The 19,384-nt window shown below is 60.2% G+C and carries 17 protein-coding genes and 1 riboswitch; of the genes, 10 read left to right on the forward strand and 7 right to left on the reverse strand.

The genetic code is table 11. The features are described 5' to 3' along the window. Positions 1–32: 32 nt before the first annotated feature. Positions 33–347, reverse strand: coding sequence for a DUF1883 domain-containing protein (locus ACQZ5N_RS10325; RefSeq protein ID WP_003520391.1), 315 nt, complete (start codon positions 345–347; stop codon positions 33–35). Between the two features lie 241 nt (positions 348–588). Between ACQZ5N_RS10325 and ACQZ5N_RS10330 the strand changes: the two genes are divergently transcribed. The 5 genes from ACQZ5N_RS10330 (at position 589) to ACQZ5N_RS10350 (ending at position 7,036) form a co-directional block, all read left to right on the forward strand. After that, on the forward strand, positions 589–2,403 hold the full coding sequence (locus tag ACQZ5N_RS10330) for a methyl-accepting chemotaxis protein (RefSeq protein WP_059760437.1): 1,815 nt from the start codon (positions 589–591) through the stop codon (positions 2,401–2,403). A 238-nt stretch (positions 2,404–2,641) separates the two neighbouring features. Then, a complete protein-coding gene (locus ACQZ5N_RS10335; RefSeq protein WP_304981359.1) occupies positions 2,642–3,940 on the forward strand; it encodes an extensin-like domain-containing protein in 1,299 nt (432 codons plus the stop codon). A gap of 485 nt (positions 3,941–4,425) precedes the next feature. Next, the gene (locus ACQZ5N_RS10340) at positions 4,426–5,247 is read left to right on the forward strand and encodes a sulfite exporter TauE/SafE family protein (protein WP_448732825.1); all 822 of its coding nucleotides are present in this window, start codon (positions 4,426–4,428) and stop codon (positions 5,245–5,247) included. A gap of 104 nt (positions 5,248–5,351) precedes the next feature. Next, a complete protein-coding gene (locus ACQZ5N_RS10345) occupies positions 5,352–6,278 on the forward strand; it encodes an ABC transporter ATP-binding protein (RefSeq protein WP_003520395.1) in 927 nt (308 codons plus the stop codon). Continuing rightward, positions 6,275–7,036, forward strand: coding sequence for an ABC transporter permease (locus ACQZ5N_RS10350; RefSeq protein WP_003520396.1), 762 nt, complete (start codon positions 6,275–6,277; stop codon positions 7,034–7,036). Before ACQZ5N_RS10345 ends, ACQZ5N_RS10350 begins: the two co-directional genes overlap by 4 nt. 153 nt (positions 7,037–7,189) lie before the next feature. Here ACQZ5N_RS10350 and ACQZ5N_RS10355 read toward each other — a convergent pair whose 3' ends face one another. From ACQZ5N_RS10355 to ACQZ5N_RS10375, 5 genes are all read right to left on the reverse strand, one after another. After that, positions 7,190–7,975, reverse strand: coding sequence for an SDR family oxidoreductase (locus ACQZ5N_RS10355; protein ID WP_448732826.1), 786 nt, complete (start codon positions 7,973–7,975; stop codon positions 7,190–7,192). 24 nt (positions 7,976–7,999) lie between these two features. Continuing rightward, positions 8,000–8,959, reverse strand: a complete 960-nt coding sequence (locus ACQZ5N_RS10360; RefSeq protein WP_196378709.1) for a sugar-binding transcriptional regulator — start codon at positions 8,957–8,959, stop codon at positions 8,000–8,002. 20 nt (positions 8,960–8,979) lie between these two features. After that, positions 8,980–10,449, reverse strand: coding sequence for an FGGY family carbohydrate kinase (locus ACQZ5N_RS10365; RefSeq protein ID WP_448732871.1), 1,470 nt, complete (start codon positions 10,447–10,449; stop codon positions 8,980–8,982). 116 nt (positions 10,450–10,565) lie between these two features. After that, positions 10,566–11,522, reverse strand: coding sequence for a transketolase family protein (locus ACQZ5N_RS10370; protein ID WP_269832678.1), 957 nt, complete (start codon positions 11,520–11,522; stop codon positions 10,566–10,568). Then, a complete protein-coding gene (locus tag ACQZ5N_RS10375) occupies positions 11,522–12,331 on the reverse strand; it encodes a transketolase (protein ID WP_080851603.1) in 810 nt (269 codons plus the stop codon). The genes ACQZ5N_RS10370 and ACQZ5N_RS10375 overlap by 1 nt, the downstream gene beginning before the upstream one ends. Positions 12,332–12,771: 440 nt before the next feature. Between ACQZ5N_RS10375 and ACQZ5N_RS10380 the strand changes: the two genes are divergently transcribed. The 4 genes from ACQZ5N_RS10380 to ACQZ5N_RS10395 all read left to right on the forward strand — a co-directional run bounded on the left by ACQZ5N_RS10380 (position 12,772) and on the right by ACQZ5N_RS10395 (position 17,216). Further along, the gene (locus ACQZ5N_RS10380) at positions 12,772–13,752 is read left to right on the forward strand and encodes an ABC transporter permease (RefSeq protein WP_065655910.1); all 981 of its coding nucleotides are present in this window, start codon (positions 12,772–12,774) and stop codon (positions 13,750–13,752) included. A 134-nt stretch (positions 13,753–13,886) separates the two neighbouring features. Continuing rightward, a complete protein-coding gene (locus ACQZ5N_RS10385; protein WP_035262239.1) occupies positions 13,887–14,816 on the forward strand; it encodes a sugar ABC transporter substrate-binding protein in 930 nt (309 codons plus the stop codon). 118 nt (positions 14,817–14,934) lie between these two features. Continuing rightward, entirely contained in the window at positions 14,935–16,413 is a 1,479-nt protein-coding gene (locus ACQZ5N_RS10390; protein ID WP_448732827.1) for a sugar ABC transporter ATP-binding protein, read from the forward strand. Between the two features lie 14 nt (positions 16,414–16,427). Further along, positions 16,428–17,216, forward strand: a complete 789-nt coding sequence (locus ACQZ5N_RS10395) for an SDR family oxidoreductase (RefSeq protein WP_035262232.1) — start codon at positions 16,428–16,430, stop codon at positions 17,214–17,216. A gap of 276 nt (positions 17,217–17,492) precedes the next feature. On the opposite strand, the gene ribB is transcribed toward ACQZ5N_RS10395, so the two are convergent. Further along, positions 17,493–18,134, reverse strand: coding sequence for a 3,4-dihydroxy-2-butanone-4-phosphate synthase (ribB, locus tag ACQZ5N_RS10400; RefSeq protein WP_279658551.1), 642 nt, complete (start codon positions 18,132–18,134; stop codon positions 17,493–17,495). 120 nt (positions 18,135–18,254) lie between these two features. After that, positions 18,255–18,405, reverse strand: a riboswitch (FMN riboswitch). A gap of 291 nt (positions 18,406–18,696) precedes the next feature. On the opposite strand from ribB, the gene ACQZ5N_RS10405 reads away from it, so the two are divergent. Beyond that, entirely contained in the window at positions 18,697–19,299 is a 603-nt protein-coding gene (locus ACQZ5N_RS10405; protein ID WP_125146930.1) for a hypothetical protein, read from the forward strand. Positions 19,300–19,384 lie beyond the last annotated feature (85 nt).

Below are 19,384 nucleotides of genomic sequence, written 5' to 3' on the forward strand. Positions count from 1 at the left end.
AACCGCGACAACTCTTTGTTTTTTAAGGAAGATCAGGATGCCTTGCGATGCGGTGCCGCCTGCGGCTGCGCGGGCAGCATCTTGACCGAGGATTCCGCCAGGCCGCTATGGCCTTCGGCATCGATCACCAGATGCCAGTGCAATGTCTCGGGGATGGCGATGCGGATCGGCGATTTTTTCGCGACGCCGCCGAGATATTTGAAATCGAGCAATTCGGTGAAACGCTGGAAATTCGCGCCCGTCATCAGCCGGACATTGTTGACGGCCGACAGGGATATTTCAAGGGTAGTTCCTGCCCGCAATTCCTTCAGGTCATAATGCGTATAGCGAAAATTCGGCCGGGCCATCGCGCCCTCCCTGTAAAGTAATTTCGGTCAAAGAGGATAGGGGCCGCACGGTTAACGGTGTCTTTAAATGCCGCCGGCCGGTTTGAAAATTCACGCTTGCTGTGCCTGTCTGGCATGGTGGCGCCAAGGAATATGAGCATATAAGAATAATACCAACGTATAATATGTGTATTTAATAATAATAAATTTTTTGCCTTTAACATCGGCTGGTCGAAGTGCATCAGCGACGTTGAGGGGGAACATGAAAAACGTAACAATATCTACGCGCCTTTATGCGCTCGTCGCATTGTTTCTGGCAATACTGGCCGCGGCCCTGACATTCAGCCTGTTTGAAAGCTACCACGAGATGGAGCGGGAACGGAAAGCCGGGCTTGCGGCAATGAACGAAACCGCTGTTGCCATTCTCGATCAATATTACCGGCTGGAGCAGGGCGGGAGCCTGACGCGGGAGGCGGCGCAACAGCAGGCCAAGACGACCATCGCGGCAATGCGCTACGGCAATGGCAGCGGCTATTTCTGGATCAACGACATGCATCCCAAAATGGTGATGCATCCGATCAAACCCGAAATGAACGGCACGGACCTTACCGCCAACAAGGACCCGAACGGCAAGGCGCTCTTCGTCGAGTTCGTGAATACGGTCAAGGCAGGCGGCAAGGGCTTTGTCGATTATTACTGGCCGAAGCCCGGCGCACCGGAACCGGTCGAGAAATTTTCCCATGTCGCCGGTTTCGCTCCCTGGGGCTGGATTGTCGGCACCGGTGTTTATGTTGACGATCTTGAAGCGGTCTTCTGGCGCGACGTCTATTTTAATGGCGGTCTTTGCATCGCCGCCGGTCTTCTGGTTGTCGGCGTGGCCGCAGCCGTCGTGCGCAGCGTGACGCGGCCGATCGATCTTATCCGCCAGAGCATGCGGCGGATTGCCGACGGTGACGGCGCGGCAGATATACAGTTCGCCGACCGTCGCAATGAAATCGGCGCGATTGCCAAGACGCTGCTGGTACTGCGCGACAGCGTCAATGAGCGCAGCGCGCTGCAGGCCCGCGAGGCGGATCAGCAGCGGGCGCTGGAGCAGGAGCGGCACGGTAACGAGATGGTTCTGCGCTCCGCTTCCGAGCGGCAGGCCCATGCCATGGAGCGCCTTGGCAATGCGCTTGAGGCGCTTGCCAATGGCGACCTGACCGTTTCGCTTGCGGATATCGGCGCGGACTATGAAAAGCTGCGCATGGACTTCAACCGTGCCGTCGGCGCCTTGCACGGCGCGATCGAGGCGATTGCCAGAACCGGCCATGTGGTCAATGACAGCGCCTCCGACATCAGCGGTGCGACCGGCAATCTTTCCCGCCGGACCGAACAGCAGGCGGCGGCGCTGGAGGAGACGGCGGCGGCTCTGGACGAGATCACCGCCACGGTGCGCACCGCTTCCGAGCGTGCCAACGAGGCCCGGCAGATGGTGCAGGACACGAAAACCAGCGCCGGCCGCTCGGGCGAGATCGTGCGCAATGCCGTCGACGCCATGGGCCGTATCGAGGAGTCTTCGAAGCGCATCGGCCAGATCATCTCGGTCATCGACGAAATCGCCTTCCAGACCAATCTTCTGGCGCTGAATGCCGGTGTGGAGGCGGCGCGTGCGGGCGAGGCCGGGCGTGGTTTTGCCGTGGTGGCGCAGGAGGTTCGCGAACTGGCGCAACGTTCCGCCAATGCGGCCAAGGAAATCAAGACCCTCATCAACCGTTCGGCCGAGGAGGTTGGCGGCGGTGTCGCACTGGTGCGTTCGACGGGCGATGCGCTGGAGGAGATCGTGGCGCTGGTCAATCGTGTCGATGGCCATGTGAACTCCATCGCCACGGCGGCGCGCGAGCAGGCGACCGGCCTGCAGGAGATCAATACCTCCGTCAACCACATGGACCAGATGACACAGCAGAACGCCGCCATGGTGGAAGAAACGACGGCGGCAAGCCAGACGCTCGCCGAGGAAAGCCGCCAGCTGCGCTCGCTGCTGTCGCGTTTCGAGCTTGGACATGGTGCCGGGCGCGAGGTTTCGCGGGCTGCTTGATTTCAGGTGTTTCAGGAAAGTTAAAGGGCGCGGCTTTGGCCGCGCCCTTTTGTTATGGGCAGGACTTTATCCGCCCGCATGGTCATCGGAGGCGATTGTCGCAGTCTTGTGTGGATGGGACTGCGCCAAACACATCATTCGTTATTTCCCGCAACCAATAAGGTTTCGTTTACCTCATTTCTTTAAAATTTATCCTGTATTGCCGCGAATAGCGGCCGCTGAAGGTACAGGTTCTCGTATGGCGTATGTTTCCCTTCCGCGTCGTCTTGTGACGTTGCTGATGATTTCCACGGTCATGGTGTCGTGTTCGGCGGAGGGCCTCGTGCCACCGGCGGAGGTGGACGGCACCACACGCGTCAGCGCCATCCGCTCCTCGCGGCAGCAGGGTTACAGCGCGCCGGCGGGTGCAGTGTATCAGGCCGAGCAGGCCGGGCAGGGTGCCGATTATCCGGCAGCCGTTTCACAACCGATGCCGGAGCCTTACGCCTCGCAGGATCCCCTGCTGCAATCGCCGCAGGGCGGGCAGGGTTATTCGACACTCGATTCCCAGCATCAGGCGCGCATGGCGGCAAGCGGCCATGGCAATATGCCGGCGCAGACAATGCAGGGCCAGACGATGCAGGGGCAGACCATGCCCGCGCAGCAGATGACCAGCAACCAGATCGCCGAAGGCGAAGGCGGCGTGAACATGGATTCCATGCTGGGCGTGGAGCCGGTTCGCGGACTTGCCGAAGAACAGGATGCGGATATTGCCGAAGGCGCGTCGGCGCAGCCGGTGGTGGATGGTATCGGCACGGACAATCCCGTGGCCGTTCCTCCGGCCCGCCAGCCGCAACGGGCCAGCCAATCGCGGCTCATCCCGCCGCCGCCGCTTGGCGCCTCCTCCCGTCGTCAGCCGGTGGAAGAGGTGGCGATGGTGATGCCGAACGATCCGATGGCGGGCGGCGGGCTGCAAAGCAACCGCTCGATGCCGCCCGGCGTCATGCCATCCTCCGAAGTTGCCTGCCGCTCCGAACTTCGCCGTCTCGGCGTCGCTTTCCGGGACGTTGCGCGCATTGCCGACGGTCCGACCTGCGGTATCGATTATCCGATCGAACTCAGCGGTCTCGCCAGCGGCGTCGCCATCCGGCCGGCGGTGAAGCTCAATTGCCAGGTCACGCTTGCCTTCGCCAAATGGGTGAAGTTCGAGCTCGTGCCATCCTCGCGCTTCCGTTATCTCTCCGGCGTCGGTCGCATCACGCCGATGGGCGGTTATTCCTGCCGCAAGATGAATTCGCGCTCCAGCAATCCGTGGTCCGAACATGCACGCGGCAACGCCATCGATATCGGCACCATCACGCTGAAGAACGGCAAGGAAATCGACGTGCGCAGCAAGAGCTTCTTCGCCTTCCGCGAAAAAGCGCTGCTGAAGGCGGTGAGGTCCGATAGCTGCAAATATTTCTCCACCGTTCTCGGACCGGGCAGCGATCCCAATCACTGGAACCATTTTCACTTCGATCTGCGCACCCGCAAGTCAGGTTACAGGCATTGCGATTAGGGGCATTGGGACGCGAACGGCGTGATTGGGCAGGGCTATAGTCGGGCGGCGTTTTAGACGCCCGCTGTAATGCGTGATGTTTGCAACTTCCGTCATTCCGGCCTTGAGCCGGAATCTAGCCGACGCGCGTCTGCGCGACGGGAAGACTCCTTTCAGCTCAAGGACTTGAGCTGGCTGGATTCCGGCTCAAGGCCGGAATGACGGAAGTGTGGATTCACTTGTCGGAATTCCAACTCCTCTGTCACACCCCACAAAAAAAGACCGGCCCGAAGGCCGGTTGAAGAAGACAGCCTTATCGGGGGGATATCGGCGTCTTTGCAAGGGCATGCAATGGGAAACGATCCCATGGAGTGGTCCATCCGGCGCGGATGTGCGGCAAAAGACATCGCGCCGTACTGACCTGCGGCCAACATGGCTTGCCGCGCTCTTCTGATACGCTATGAGGGTCACATGTTTGTGACAACGGCCCTCGGGAGCCTGCCTTTATGCCCCCTGTTTCAGAGCTGATGGTCTTTGCTGCGGCGCTTGCGGCAGCGGGTGTGGTCGCCGGTCTTCTGGCGGGGTTGTTCGGCATCGGTGGCGGTGCTGTGCTGGTGCCCGTCTTCTACCAGGTCTTCGGGGTGCTGGATGTGCCGGAGGCGGTGCGCATGCATCTTTCGCTCGGCACGTCGCTCGCCATTATCGTGCCCACTTCCATCCGCTCGTTCCTGACGCATCGTCAGAAGGGTGCGGTCGATATCGATCTGCTGAAGGGCTGGATCGTTGCCGTGCCGCTCGGCACCATCCTCGCATCCGTGGTTGCAGCCCATGCCTCGAGCGTTGCGCTGCGGCTGATCTTCGCCTTCATCGCGCTGGCGCTTGCCTTTCGGATGATCTTCAACCGGGCAAGCTGGCATCTCGGTTCCGACCTGCCGCAAAACCCGGGCCGTTTTCTGGTGGGCACCGGCATCGGGCTTTTTTCGGGCCTGATGGGCGTAGGCGGCGGGGTGATGAACAACACCTTCATGACGCTTTACGGACGCACCATTCATCAGGCGGTCGCCACGTCTTCCGGCGTCGGCGTGCTGATTTCGCTGCCGGGTCTATTGGGTTACATCTGGGCCGGCTGGGGCGATGCGGGCCTGCCGCCGTTTTCCACCGGCTTCATCAACTGGATCGCCGTGGTGCTACTGATCCCCATCACGCTTGTCGTGGCGCCCTATGGCGCGCGGCTGGCGCATGCGCTCAGCAAAAAGCAGCTGGAGCGCGCCTTCGGATTGTTTCTGGTCTTCGTTGCGGCGCAGTTTTTCTATAGCGTTTACGGCTGATTTTCCCTCTTCGCCGAACGCAGTGTTCAGCCCGTCGGACTGGCATTTGCGCCTTTCCCGGCCTATATGGCGTGCATCTTACTCGGTTTTTCGAAAGATTCGCCATGAATGCCATTGTTTCGATACGGAATCTGACAAAATCCTACGCAAACGGCTTTCAGGCGCTCAAAGGTGTCAGCCTCGATATCAAAGAGGGGGAAATCCTCGCCCTTCTCGGTCCGAATGGTGCTGGCAAGACGACGCTGATCTCCATCGTCTGCGGCCTAGTCAATCCGGGTGAAGGCTCGGTGCTTGTCGGCGGGCACGATGTGGTGAAGGATTTTCGCCAGACCCGCGCCCTGATCGGGCTCGTGCCGCAGGAACTGACCACAGACCAGTTCGAGACGGTGTGGAACACCGTCAGCTTCTCGCGCGGCCTGCACGGGCAAAAGAAGAACCCGGAACTGATCGAGCGCATCCTGAAATCCCTGTCGCTCTGGAACAAGAAGGACAATATGCTGCGGGAGCTTTCCGGCGGCATGAAACGGCGTGTGCTGATCGCCAAGGCGCTGGCGCATGAGCCGAAGGTTCTGTTCCTTGACGAACCGACAGCCGGCGTGGATGTGGCGCTGCGCCGCGACATGTGGAATGTGGTTTCCGAGCTGCGCGCCAAGGGCGTCACCATCATCCTCACCACGCATTACATCGAAGAGGCGGAAGAAATCGCCGACCGTGTGGGTGTCATCAATGGCGGCGAATTGCTGCTGGTGGAAGAAAAGACGGCGTTGATGAAGAAACTCGGCCGCAAGCAGCTTTTCCTGGAGCTTGCCCAGCCCGTGGAGCAATTGCCCGACAGTCTTGCGCCCTTCGGTCTGACGCTTTCCGATGACCGCTGCACCGTTACCTATGAAATCGAGGACAATGGCGAACAGGGTCGCATTGCCGATGTTCTGAGCGCTCTTTTTGCCGCCAACATCCATTTCAAGGATATTTCAACGCGGCAGAGTTCGCTTGAGGATATCTTCGTTTCGCTGGTGGGAGGCCAGAAATGAATTTCGAAGCCATCAAGGCCATCTATCTGTTCGAAATGGCACGCACCCGTCGCACCCTGCTGCAGAGCGTGGTCTCCCCGGTCATTTCCACCTCGCTTTATTTCATCGTATTCGGAACCGCGATCGGTTCGCGGATTCAGGAGGTTGGCGGAGTTTCCTACGGCGCGTTCATAACGCCCGGCCTTATCATGCTGACGCTTCTGACGCAATGTATCGGCAACGGCTCCTTCGGCATCTATTTCCCGAAATTCACCGGTACGGTCTATGAAATCCTCTCCGCTCCGGTGGCGATGACGGAAATTCTGGCCGGTTATGTCGGGGCGGCGGCGACCAAGGGGCTGATGATCGGCACGATCATCCTGATTACCGCTTCCTTCTTCGTGGATATCACCATCGCCCATCCGTTCATGATGATCCTGTTCTTCGTGTTGACGGCGGTGAGCTTCAGCCTGTTCGGCTTCATCATCGGCATCTGGGCGACGAATTTCGAGCAGCTGAACCTCATTCCCATGCTGGTGGTGCCGCCGCTGACCTTCCTTGGCGGCAGCTTCTATTCCATCGACATGCTGCCGCCCTTCTGGCAGACGGTCAGCCACTTCAATCCGGTGCTTTATCTCATCAGCGGTTTCCGCTGGAGTTTCTATGAGATCGCCGACGTCAATCCTGCCATCAGCCTCGCGATGATCACGCTGTTTCTGGCGCTCTGCCTCGGTGTTGTCGGCTGGATGTTCAAGACGGGGTATAGGCTGCGCAACTGACGGTGCAGGCCATCAGAAGGCAGTGAGCTTTCTCCATACGCAACGTCATCCTCGGGCTTGTCCCGAGGATCTGCAACCGATTGATTTCATTGGACGTGAATAGATCCTCGGCACAGGGCCGAGGATGACGGAAGAGAGAGGTCGCAAGGCCCCTCAAGACATAATCAACCCACCATCGACATTGATCGTCTGGCCGGTGATGTATGCCGCATCGTCGGAAGCCAGAAACGCCACCAGTGCGGCGACTTCGGCGGGCGTTCCGGCGCGGCGCATGGGGATGTTGCGCACCCATTCGGCCATGAGTTCGCCCGGCTTGTAATCGCCCAGCATCTGGCCCCAGACGCGGTCGTTATAGTCCCACATTTCGGTATGGATGATGCCCGGGCAAATGGCGTTGACGGTGATGCCCTCAGGCGCCAGTTCCTTGGCAAGGCTTTGCGTCAGGCCGATAACGCCGAATTTCGAGGCGGCATAATGCGGGGTGTAAATAAAGCCCTGACGCGCCTGGCCGGAGGCCGTGTTGACGAGGCGGCCTTTGGTGCCGCTTTCGCGGAAGCGGCGGATCGCCTCCTGGCAGCAGAGGAACGCGCCCTTGGTATTGACGTCGAGGTTGAAATCCCACTGTTCCTGCGTCAGTTCCTCGATCTTGGAAATGGTGATGACGCCGGCATTCTGGACGGAGATGGAAAGCGGGCCGATCGCCTCTTCGGCGGCGCCATAGGCCTCGCGCACCGCTGCCGCATCCCGAACGTCGAGGATGAGGCCATGGGTGACGGCGCCGGTTTCGTCCGTCAGTTTTTTGGCGGCATCCTGCGTGTCTTTGTCGACAGAGGCGATGGCGACTTTCGCACCTTCCTCGGCAAAACGGCGGGCGATGCCGTAACCGATGCCCTTGTTGCCTCCGGTCACGAATACGGATTGACCTTCAAAGCGCCTCATGTCTCCTCCTTTATGGGATTTTGGCTATGTTTCCTTGCCGACCAGTCGTTCGGCGGTGAATTTGTCGGTGACGAGCACGTCGATCACACCGGTTCTGAGCGCACCGGCAATCGCCTCGGTTTTTTTCGAGCCGCCGGCGAGCGCGATGACGCGGTCGACATTGGAGAGGTTTTCCAGCGGCAGGCCGATGACCCGGTCGTCGAGCGGTGTTTTGACCGGCTTGCCTTGCCTGTCGAAGAACCGGAGCGATATGTCGCCCACCGCACCCGCCTGCGCGAGATCGGCGAGTTCCTTGGCGGAAAAGATGTTGCCGGAGCGGGCGAGAAGCTCCGACGGCTCGACCGCACCGATGCCGACGACGGCGAGCGTGATCGAGCCGAAGAGATCGATGGTTTCGCGCACGAAGGGATCGGCGAGCATCAAAAGCTTCGCCTCGCGGGATGTGGCGACGCCGGGCACCGGCAGCAGCTTGGGTTCGGCCTCTGTCAGCCGCGCCAGACGCGTGGTGATCTGGGTGGCGTGCGTCTGTACCGATGGGTCGCCCATGCCGCCCAGCGTCTGGACGATATAGCGCGCCTTGGCGCCTTTAAGCGGGTGGATGTTTTCCACCATCTTGAAGATCGTCTGGCTCCAGCTGGAAACGCCGATGATCTCGTTCTGCGACAGTGTCACCTCGAGAAAATGCGCCGCTGCCTCGCCGATGCGGGCCATGATCGCGCCGTCGCGATCCTCGCTGCAATCGACAACGATGGCTTCCGGCAGGTCGAAACGTTCGCGCAGCTGCGCTTCCAGATCGCTATAGGTGCCGGGTGGTGGAATGATGCTGGTGCGGACGATGCCTTCCGCCTCGGCACGCTTCAGCATGCGCGAGACGGTGGCCTGCGACAGGTTGAGATGCTGGGCGATTTCCGCCTGCCGCTTATGCTCGCTGAAATACATCTGCGCCACGCGGGAAATCATTCGAAGTTCGTTTAGCCTGCCCATAAGCCCTCCAGGGTGAATTTTTATTCACCATTACCCGAGGTTACAGGCAAGGTCGAGCGGGCAATCGCGTCGCGCCAGATGCCGAGCCGCTGCCGACTTTCGCTGTTGGCGGGCGCGATGGTGTTGCCCTGGCTTGCAAGGGCGGCGATGGCCGTAAGATCGCTCCAGAAACCGAGGGCGAGGCCGGCGAGATAGGCGGCACCCAGCGCAGAGGCTTCCGGTGCATCGCGCTGGATGACGGGGTGTTCCAGCATATCGGCGACACATTGCATGAGGAAACGGTTCTGGCTCGGCCCGCCATCCACGAACAGCCGCCCGAAGCCGGCGGGCGACTGCGCGCGCATGGCGGCAAAGACGTCATGGACCTGAAAGGCGATGGAATCGGTGACAGCGCGGGCCATCTGGGCACGGCTGGTGCTGAAATTGATCTGGGAGAAAAGCGCACGCGCATTCGTATCCCAATAGGGCGCGCCGAGACCGACGAAGGCCGGCACGAAGCCGGGGCCGTTTGGCTCTGCAGTGGCGGCCAGCTCGACGAGGGCGGCGACATCCGGCAGGCCGAGAATCTCCGTCATCCAGGGCAGGGAGGCGGCGGAAACGAGAATATTACCCTCGAAGGCGAAGGTGGGTTTGCCGCCGAGCCGCCATGCAACGGTGGTGGTGATGCCGCGTTCGGGCGCGATGAAATGCGGCAGGGTTGTCATGACCGAGGAGCCGGTGCCGAAAGTGACCTTGCCATCGCCCGGATTGAAGGCGCCATGGCCGAAGAGGGCGGCGTGGCTGTCGCCGATGGCGGCGAGGATCGGCGTGCCGTCCTTGATGCCGGGAACGCCTGATGTGACGCCAAAATCGCCGCTGCTGTCGCGCAGATCGGGCAGGGTGTCGATATCGATGCCGAAGAGGTCGCAAAGCTCGTCGCTCCAGACCTGCCGGTTGAGATCGAGCACCTGGCTGCGGGCGGCATTGGAGGCGTCGCAGGCATGGACCTTGCCGTCGGTGAAGCAATGGATGAGCCAGCTATCGATGGTGCCGAGGCGGAGCCTGCGGCCCTTCGGGGCGCGCTCCAGCAGCCAGCGCATTTTTGCGCCCGGAAACATCGGGTCGATCGGCAGGCCGGTCAGCGCCATGACGCGCTCGGAATGGCCCTTCTCGATCAGTTCGGCGCAATCCTGCGCCGTGCGGCGGCATTGCCAGCTGAGCACCGGGCCGCGCGGCTCGCCGGTTTCGCCATCCCAGATGGTGACGGATTCGCGCTGGTTGGAGATGGCGATGGCTGCGATATCGACGTTAGAGGGCGCGGCGGCAAGGCAGGCGGAGATCGCTTCGCAGACCGAGGCCCAGATGCGCTGCGGCTCCTGTTCCACCCAGCCGGGCTGCGGATAGGCGATGCCGACCGGTGATGAGCCGCGCGCCAGCAGTTCTCCGCTTTCCGAGACGAGTATGGCCTTGGAATTGGTGGTGCCCTGATCGATGGACAGAATGGCGCGCATCATGGGAGTCTTTCGTCGGCAGTTTTTCGTTTCGGCCTTGCGGCGATTAAACGACGATATTGCAGAAAGGGTGTCGCCGCGCATCCGAAGACACGCGACGACTCTGGGAGGAGACTTTATTTTCTCTTGATCAGCGCTTCGGCCGCATCCGCAATGGCGGCCGGCGCCATGCCGAATTCATCCAGCAGCCATTCGGCCGAACCGGTGTGGGCGAAGACGCCGGGAACGCCGAGGCGCTTCATCGGCACGGGGGCCTGTTCGACCACGACTTCGGCAATCGCCGAGCCGAGGCCGCCGAAGATCGAATGTTCCTCGGCTGTCAGGATCGCGCCGGTTTCCTTCGCTGCTGCGACGATAGCCGCCTCGTCGATGGGGCGCACGGTCGCCATGTTCAGCACCCGAGCCTTGACGCCACGGCTGGCCAGAATATCGGCGGCCTTGACGATGCGGTGCGTCAGCGTGCCGTTGGCGATCAGCGTGACGTCGGAGCCCTCGCGCAGCAGGTTGGCGCGGCCGAGTTCGAAGACATGGCCTTCCGGCAGCAGATCCGGCACGCCGACGCGCGACAGCCGCAGGAAGCAGGGGCCGGCATAGTCCGCCGCCCATTTAACGGCGGCGGCCGTCTCGATGCGGTCGCAGGGGGCGATGACCGGCAGGTTGGGCAGAACGCGGGTCCAGGCGAAATCCTCGATGGAATGATGCGTCGGGCCGAGTTCGCCATAGGCCATGCCCGAGGAGATGCCGATCAGTTTCACATTGGCGTTCGAATAAGCGAGGTCGGCCTTAATCTGCTCCAGCGCGCGGCCGGTGAGGAAGCAGGATGCGCCGCAGACGAAGGGCAATTGGCCGCCATTGGCCAGACCCGCGCCGACGCCGACCATATTCTGTTCGGCAATGCCGACATTCACGAGGCGCTCGGGGAATTTCGACTTGAAGCCGCCGAGTTTCGAGGAGCCGACCGAATCGTTGCAGACGGCGACGACCTTGTCATTGCCGGCGGCCAGCGCCTCCAGCGTTTCAGCGAAGGCGTCGCGGCAGTCATAAAGCTTGGCGGCGGTTACGGGCGCGTTCATCACAATGCCTCCGAAAGTTCTTTGACGGCAATTTCGTACTGTTCCTTGCTCGGAACCTTATGGTGCCAGTCGACGCGGTCCTGCATGAAAGAAATGCCATGACCCTTGTTGGTGTGGGCGACGATGCAATGCGGGCGGTCGCCGCGATGCTCCAGCGCCGGCACGACTTCCGCCATGGCGTTGCCGTTGATTTCGCTGACTTCCCAGCCGAAAGCCTCGAGCTTCGGGCGAAGCGGCGCGACATCGTTGGTTTCCGAAAGCGCCGCACCCTGCTGGAAGCGATTGTGATCGACGATCAGCGTCAGATTGTTGAGGCCGAATTGGGCGGCGGACATGATGGCTTCCCAGTTGGAGCCTTCCTGCATCTCGCCGTCGCCGGTCATGACATAGGTGTGGTAGTCCGCACCGGAAAGCTTGGCCGCCTTGGCCATGCCGACGGCAACCGGCAGTCCGTGGCCGAGCGGGCCGGTATTGGTTTCCACACCCGGAACCTTGTTACAGTTCGGATGGCCGTTGAGGCGTGAATTCGGCTGCAGGAAGGTCGAAATTTCCTCTTCCGGGATGAAGCCGCGCTTGGCAAGCGTCACATAAAGCGCGCAGGCCGTATGGCCCTTGGAAAGCACGAAGCGGTCGCGGGCAGGGTTCTTCGGATCATCCGGCCAGATGCGCAGGACGCGGAAATAAAGGGCCGTCATGATGTCGATAGCCGACATTTCGCCGCCGACATGGCCCGCACCCGCTTCGAAAACAGCCTGTACGTCGCGAAGGCGAATCTGGCGCGCAATGCGCTCTAGCTCCTGGGACTGCATGGAATCCTCTTCAAAACATGCGTGTGAATATTTATACAGCTATTTATATAATTGCAGAGATGGCGTTTCTGTCAAGCCGGAATTGTGAATTGTGTTGTTTCGGCCCAAGCCGCTCCGTTCCGGTGTCGCAGGATTTTTCATGGGGAAGGGTATTCGCGGCGTCCTCATCCCTGTGCTTGTCACAGGGATCCAGCCAGCCCAAGTCCTTGGGCTGAAAGGAGTCTTTCCGCCGCGCAGACGCGCGTCGGCTGGATTCCTGTGACGAGCACAGGAATGAGGGTGGGAACGTAAGTCGCCAGCCATCCCATCCTCCGCAGGGTCCGTCCCGCCATTAACGCCCTATTGACAAGCTTCTCGAAACTGGCTTATGCATGTTTCACCGATGATGAATAATTATTCTAATCGGTTTAAAAAATGCAAGACAGTCACCGGGAGGAGCCATGTCCGCGATTGAACGCAATGAGGGGGTCACGCACACCAGGAGCCCGCTTGCCTGGTTGAGCGGTGCGACCGGACCTCTTTTGGGCCTGCTGCTGCTCTGCGTGTTTCTGACCTTCGCCAGCGAGAATTTCCTGTCGCTGCGCAATGGGCTCAACATTCTCGACCAGATCACCGTTCTCGGCATCATGGCCGTCGGCATGACCTTCGTGATCCTGCTCGGCGGCATCGATCTGTCTGTCGGCTCGGTTTTGGCGCTGTCGATGATGATCATGGGCTGGACGGCCAATGTGGCGGGCATGCCGATGGGCATGGCCATCGTGCTGGCGCTGATCGCGTCTGCCGCCTGCGGCCTCGTGGTCGGTATTCTCGTGACGGCCTTTCGGGTGCCGGCCTTCATCGCCACGCTGGCCATGATGTCGGTGGCGCGCGGGCTCGCCAATATGATCACCGATGGACAGCAGATCGTCGGTTTCCCTGACTGGTTCATGATGCTGGCAATCGACCGCCATTTCGGCGTGCTGACAGCGACCGTGCTTCTGATGCTCGTCGTCGTTCTGGTTTCCTGGCTGTTCCTGCGCTTCCGTTCGGAAGGCCGCACGGTCTATGCGGTGGGCGGTAACCCGGAAGTGGCGCGTCTTGCCGGTATCAATGTGCCGCTGGTGACGATCTGCGTTTATGTCGCCTGCGCGGTTCTTGCCGGTCTCGCCGGCATCGTTCTTGCGGCGCGTCTCGACTCGGTACAGCCCTCCAGCGGCTTCGGTTACGAGCTGGATACGATTGCGGCCGTTGTCATCGGCGGAACCTCGCTTTCGGGCGGTGCGGGCGGCATCGGCGGAACGCTGATCGGCGTGCTGATCATCGGCGTGCTGCGCAACGGCCTCAACCTGCTCAACGTCTCTCCCTTTCTCCAGCAGGTCATCATCGGTGTCGTCATCGTGCTGGCCGTTGGCGCTGAAACATTGCGCCGCCGCAGAAGCTGAATTTGCCTGCGGTCGGTGCTGAGCCGTCCGCGCAATAAACGACCCTCCTTATTGGGGAGGCGTGAAATAAACGGCCGGAGGGGAGGAGGTTCGATCTGCCCGAAGGTCAACAATCAACAAATGGAGGAATAATCATGAAATTTTCACGCATTCTGCTGACATCCGCCGCCCTTCTCGCCCTGTCGCTCGGCTCTGCCAACGCCGCCGAAGTCAAGAAGATCGGCCTTGCCGTCGCCAATCTGCAGGCGAACTTCTTCAACCAAATCAAGCAGGCCGTCGAAGCCGAAGCCAAGACGCGCGGCATTGCCGTCGTCACCGTTGACGCCAAGGGCGACGGTCCGACGCAGGTGAACCAGATCCAGGATCTGCTGACCCAGAATATCGATGCGCTGATCTATATTCCGGCCGGTGCCGCTGCGGCGACCGTTCCGGTGAAGCTTGCCAAGGCCGCCGGCGTTCCGGTCATCAACATCGACCGCAATGCCGATGGCGCGCCGGGCGATACCTTCCTTGCCACCGATTCCGTCGCTTCCGCCAAGGCGGTTTGCGACTACATCATCAAGCAAGCCGGCGGTTCGGGCAAGATGGTCATCATCCACGGCCAGAAGGGCACGACGCCGGAAGTGGACCGCACCAAGGGCTGCATGGAATCGGTGAAGGCCAATTCCGGCGTGAAGATTGTTGCCGAACAGTGGTCCAACATGTGGAGCCAGGATGAAGGCTTCCAGATCATGCAGAACATGCTGCAGGCCAATCCGGATGTTTCCATCGTCTTTGCGCAGGCCGACGGTCTGGCGCTTGGCGCGGCGCAGGCGATCAAGGTCGCCAATCCCTCGCAGAAGATCGTCGTTGGCGGCTTCGATGGCGATACGGCGGCGCTTGAGGCGCTGAAGAACGGCGTCTTCGACGTGACCGCGACGCAGCAGACCCAGAAGATGGGCCGCACGGCTGTCGAGATGGCTGTCAAGATCGTCGGCGGCGAGAAGGTTCCGGCCGTGCAGCTTTCCGATGCGACGCTGACCACCAAGGAAAATGTCGAAGGCTTCATCGCCAACCATCCCTGATGCATCCGCCCCGCGCGTCCGCTGGGATGCGTGGGGCATTCATTGGTTTGTCTCTATGCAATTTGGACACAAGGCTGCGGTGTATCTCCGCCGCGATCGTGTCCTGGGAGGTCCCGTCATGCGCGAGCCGGTTCTTTCGCTCCGTGGCATCAGCAAACGTTACGGTCCGCTCGAGGTCCTGAAAAACGTCGATCTCGACGTTTATCCCGGCGAAGTGGTGGCCTTGCTGGGTGAAAACGGCGCGGGTAAATCCACGCTGTCAGGCATCATCGCCGGTTCGCGTGAACCGTCCGAAGGCTCGATGACATGGCTCGGGCAGCCCTATGCGCCGTCTTCGCCGCGAGAGGCGATCGACAAGGGCATCGTCCTCATCCATCAGGAATTGAAGCTCCTGCCGGAGCTTTCCATCGCCGAAAACGTGTTCATTGGCCGCTGGCCGATGAAGAACGGCGTCGTCGACCGTGCCGAGATGGTGCGCAGAGCCCAGCAGCAATTGGCGCGCCTCAACCTTCACATTCCCGCGACCCGCAAGGTGGCCGGCCTTTCGACCGCCAATCAGCAGTTGATCGAAATTGCCAAGGCGCTGGCGCTGGACGCCAAACTACTGATCCTCGACGAGCCGACGGCGGCACTTGGCGGTGCGGAAACGCAGGCGCTGTTCGAGCAGGTGCGCAAGCTGCGCGCCGAGGGCGTGGGCATCATCTATATTTCCCACCGCATGGAAGAGATCAAACAGATCACCGACCGCATCGTCGTATTGCGCGATGGCGAGCGGGTGCATGAATTCGCCGACAGCGCGACACCGGTGCGCACCATTGTCGAAAGCATGGTCGGCCGCTCGCTGGAGCGCCTGTTTCCGACACTGCCGGAGCCGCAGGACAAGATGGTGCTGGAAATGAAAGGGCTGACCGGCGCGGACAATGCCTTCCGCGACATCAGCTTCGGCGTCCGCGCCGGTGAAATCCTCGGTATTGCCGGTCTGATCGGGGCGGGACGCACCGAACTGGTGCGGGCCATTTCCGGCGCCGATCCGACGAGTGCGGGTGAGGTGCTGCTGGATGGCAAGGTGCTGACGTTGAAAAGCCCGGCGGACGCCATCGCCAAGGGCATCGTCATGGTGCCGGAAGACCGCAAATTGCAGGGGCTGGTGGTGGAGCACGAGATCGGCGAAAACCTGATCTATGCCAATCTCGACCGCGTCGGCACTGGCTGGATCACGCCACGCATCAAGCGCGCCTTTACCAGGGAGGCCATCGCCAAATTCGGCGTCAAGGGCCGCAGCGAACAGCCAGCATCGGATCTTTCCGGCGGCAACCAGCAGAAGGTGGTCATTGCCAAATGGCTTGCCCGCAATCCGCGCGTTGTGGTGCTGGACGAGCCGACGCGCGGCATCGATGTCGGCGCGCGGGCGGGCATTTACGATATCATTGTCGATCTGGCGAAAAGCGGCGTGGCCGTCATCGTCGTCAGCTCCGATCTCGAAGAGGTGCTGGGCGTTTCGAACCGCATCCTCGTGCTCGCGCAGGGAAAACAGGCCGGCATCCTCAACCGCGACGAAGCAAACGACGTCTCGGTCATGGAACTGGCAACCATCTGAAGAAGGAAATACCGATGTCCACCATCACGCTCAACGCACCGAAACTGTTCGATCTTTCCGGCCAGGTGGCGCTCGTCACCGGCGCCGGTTCCGGTATCGGCCAGCGGATCGCCATGGGGCTCGCACAATCCGGCGCCAATGTCGCGCTGCTTGATCGCCGCACCGATGACGGTCTGGCGCAGACGGCCGATTTCATCGCCAAGGCTGGCCGCAAGTCGATCCAGATCGCTGCTGATGTGACCAGCAAAGAGGCGCTGACCGATGCGGTTGCCCGCACGGAGGCCGAGCTTGGCGCGCTGTCGCTCGCCGTCAATGCGGCTGGCATCGCCAATGCCAATCCTGCCGAGGAAATGGAGGAAAGCCAGTTCCAGACGATGATGGATATCAACCTGAAGGGCGTTTTCCTCTCCTGCCAGGCGGAAGCCAATGCCATGCTGAAGAACGGACGCGGCGCAATCGTCAACATCGCCTCCATGTCGGGCGTCATCGTCAATCGCGGGCTAATGCAGTGCCACTATAATGCCTCGAAGGCTGGCGTCATCCACATGTCGAAATCCATGGCGATGGAGTGGGTGGGTCGCGGCATCCGCGTCAACACCATCTCGCCGGGTTATACGGCGACGCCGATGAATACGCGGCCGGAGATGGTGCATCAGACCAAGCTGTTCGAAGAACAGACGCCGATGCAGCGCATGGCGGGCGTGGATGAAATGGTCGGCCCGGCGATTTTCCTGCTCTCCGATGCGGCGAGCTTCGTGACGGGCGTGGATCTGCTGGTGGATGGTGGTTTCTGCTGCTGGTAGGGTTTTCGGTCCCGGCGCGGTAAACCTCACGCGTCTGGTTCAAGCGTGACATCCTCACTCCGTCACCCCGGACTTAATCCGGGGTCCAGCGCGATCAAGTCCTTGATCGCGAAAGACTCTCCTCACGGCGCAGACGCGCCGTGGCTGGATGCCGGATCATCCTCGGGCTTGTTCCGGGGACCGGCATGACGGAAGAGAGGACATCAGACGTTGTCGCCAATTTCGCGCCCGGCTTTCGCCGGGCGTTTTCGTATTCAAAGTACAAGCAGGCGCAGTTCACGCAACCTGCTTCTGCACAACATCCTCGACAACCTCGCCCTTGAGGTAAGCAACAAGGTCCTTGATCGTCACGACCAGCAGGCCGTGGCGTTCGGCGAAGACTTCGAGCTGGGGCAGGCGGGCCATGGTGCCGTCGTCATTGGCGACTTCGCAGATGGTGCCGCAGGGATATTTGCCGGCAAGACGGCAAAGGTCCACGGCTGCTTCGGTGTGGCCGGTGCGGCCGAGAACACCCTGCGGGTTGGCGCGCAGTGGGAAGATGTGGCCGGGACGGGCGAAATCTTCCGGGCGCGATTCTTCCGATACCAGCGCGCGTACGGTCTTTGCCCGGTCGGCGGCGGAAATGCCGGTGGTGGTGCCCGGAATATAGTCCACCGAGACGGTGAAGGCTGTCTTGAGGGATTCGGTATTGCGCGACACCATCAGCGGAATATCGAGCGCATCGAGACGCTCGCCCGGCATGGCGACGCAGATCAGCCCGCGCGCATGGTTCATCATGAAGGCGATCTGCTGTGGGGTAATGCTGTCGGAGGCGGCGATGATATCGCCTTCATTTTCGCGGTCTTCGTCGTCAACCACAATCACCATCTCGCCACGGGAAATGGCTTCGATGGCGTCTTCAATTTTAGCAATGGTCATTTTCTTTCAAGCCTTTCAAGGGTTATGCCGTTTTGCGGCATTTTCGCGCTTCGAGAAGCGCCAAATATCCCTTGGGCGAACAATGCAATGCGAAGCCCGCTCACGCGCGGGCGTCCTATGCCTTGTCCTCTTCCATCCGGACTATACCGTCGGCTCCGGCCTCTCACCGGATCTGCTGACCTTCCGGCTTTGGAGACCGGAAGCGCTCGCGGGCTCCGGGAAAAATCCCGATACCGCCGGTGGGGAATTGCACCCCGCCCTGAGAACGGAACCAACATAAATTATCAAATGGGAAGGAATCAAGGGGCAATGGTTCGTTGGGCGAGGGCCGGGCAGAAAGAAATCTCTCGGAAAGGCGTTTCTACGAGTATTTTAGTTCCGCCCGTTTTAGGTCGAGTTCCTACCGTGTTTTTCCATCGAGACCGATTTGATATTGGCGGCGCAAATCGTGGCCCGCTCGCCATCTGAAGTATCGTATTTATGTTGTTAATATTGGAATCTTATGATTTTTATATTTTCGTTATTACAATGTGTATTTTTTTATATTTAAGGGAATTGTTGCATGTCAGCGACGCAGCAAATATCTGAAAGCCCGCAATTGCTCGCCGCGTTGGTCGCGGCTTCCACAGCCTTCACGCTGTGGATACTTGGACAATTTGTAGCGGTGGGCGTAGGATTCTGGAAAAAATCGCGAGAAAAAGAGAAATTTATTCGATCCCTGTATGCGGAAATCGACTTTAATACAGCCGATATGGCGATCTTCCTTGCGGCACCTATTTCCTATGTGACTTTCAGGGAGCGCATCAAGGAAAACAAAGATTTCGTCCCGCATATTACAGATGCACGTCACACACATTTCTATCTGAAGAATATCGATTCCATATCGGCCACTGGAAGAGAGTATATTGGCGATGTCGTCTATTTCTATGGTGTTTTGGATAAAATCCGCGCCAAGATAGATGGAATATACCGTAAGAGTTTCACCAATATTTCACTCGAGGGTCGGGAGAGCGCCATTCGTAGCCTCTACGAGCACGCGGAAGAGGCAAAGAAAACCGGCGAGAAGCTTTTGCAGACAATGGAAGGAAAATACAGGGGATACAAACTAAAGCGAAAAATCCGTTCGCCGGGCATCTCAAAAAACCAAAAAGCGCCGAAACCATAGTTCGACGCTTCGCTTCTCTACAGTGGAAGGACGTTTAGATCAAAGTAGGATAGGATCTGGACCGATCATGTTGAGAACTCCTGCG

Source organism: Agrobacterium sp. 22-221-1 (assembly GCF_053522445.1).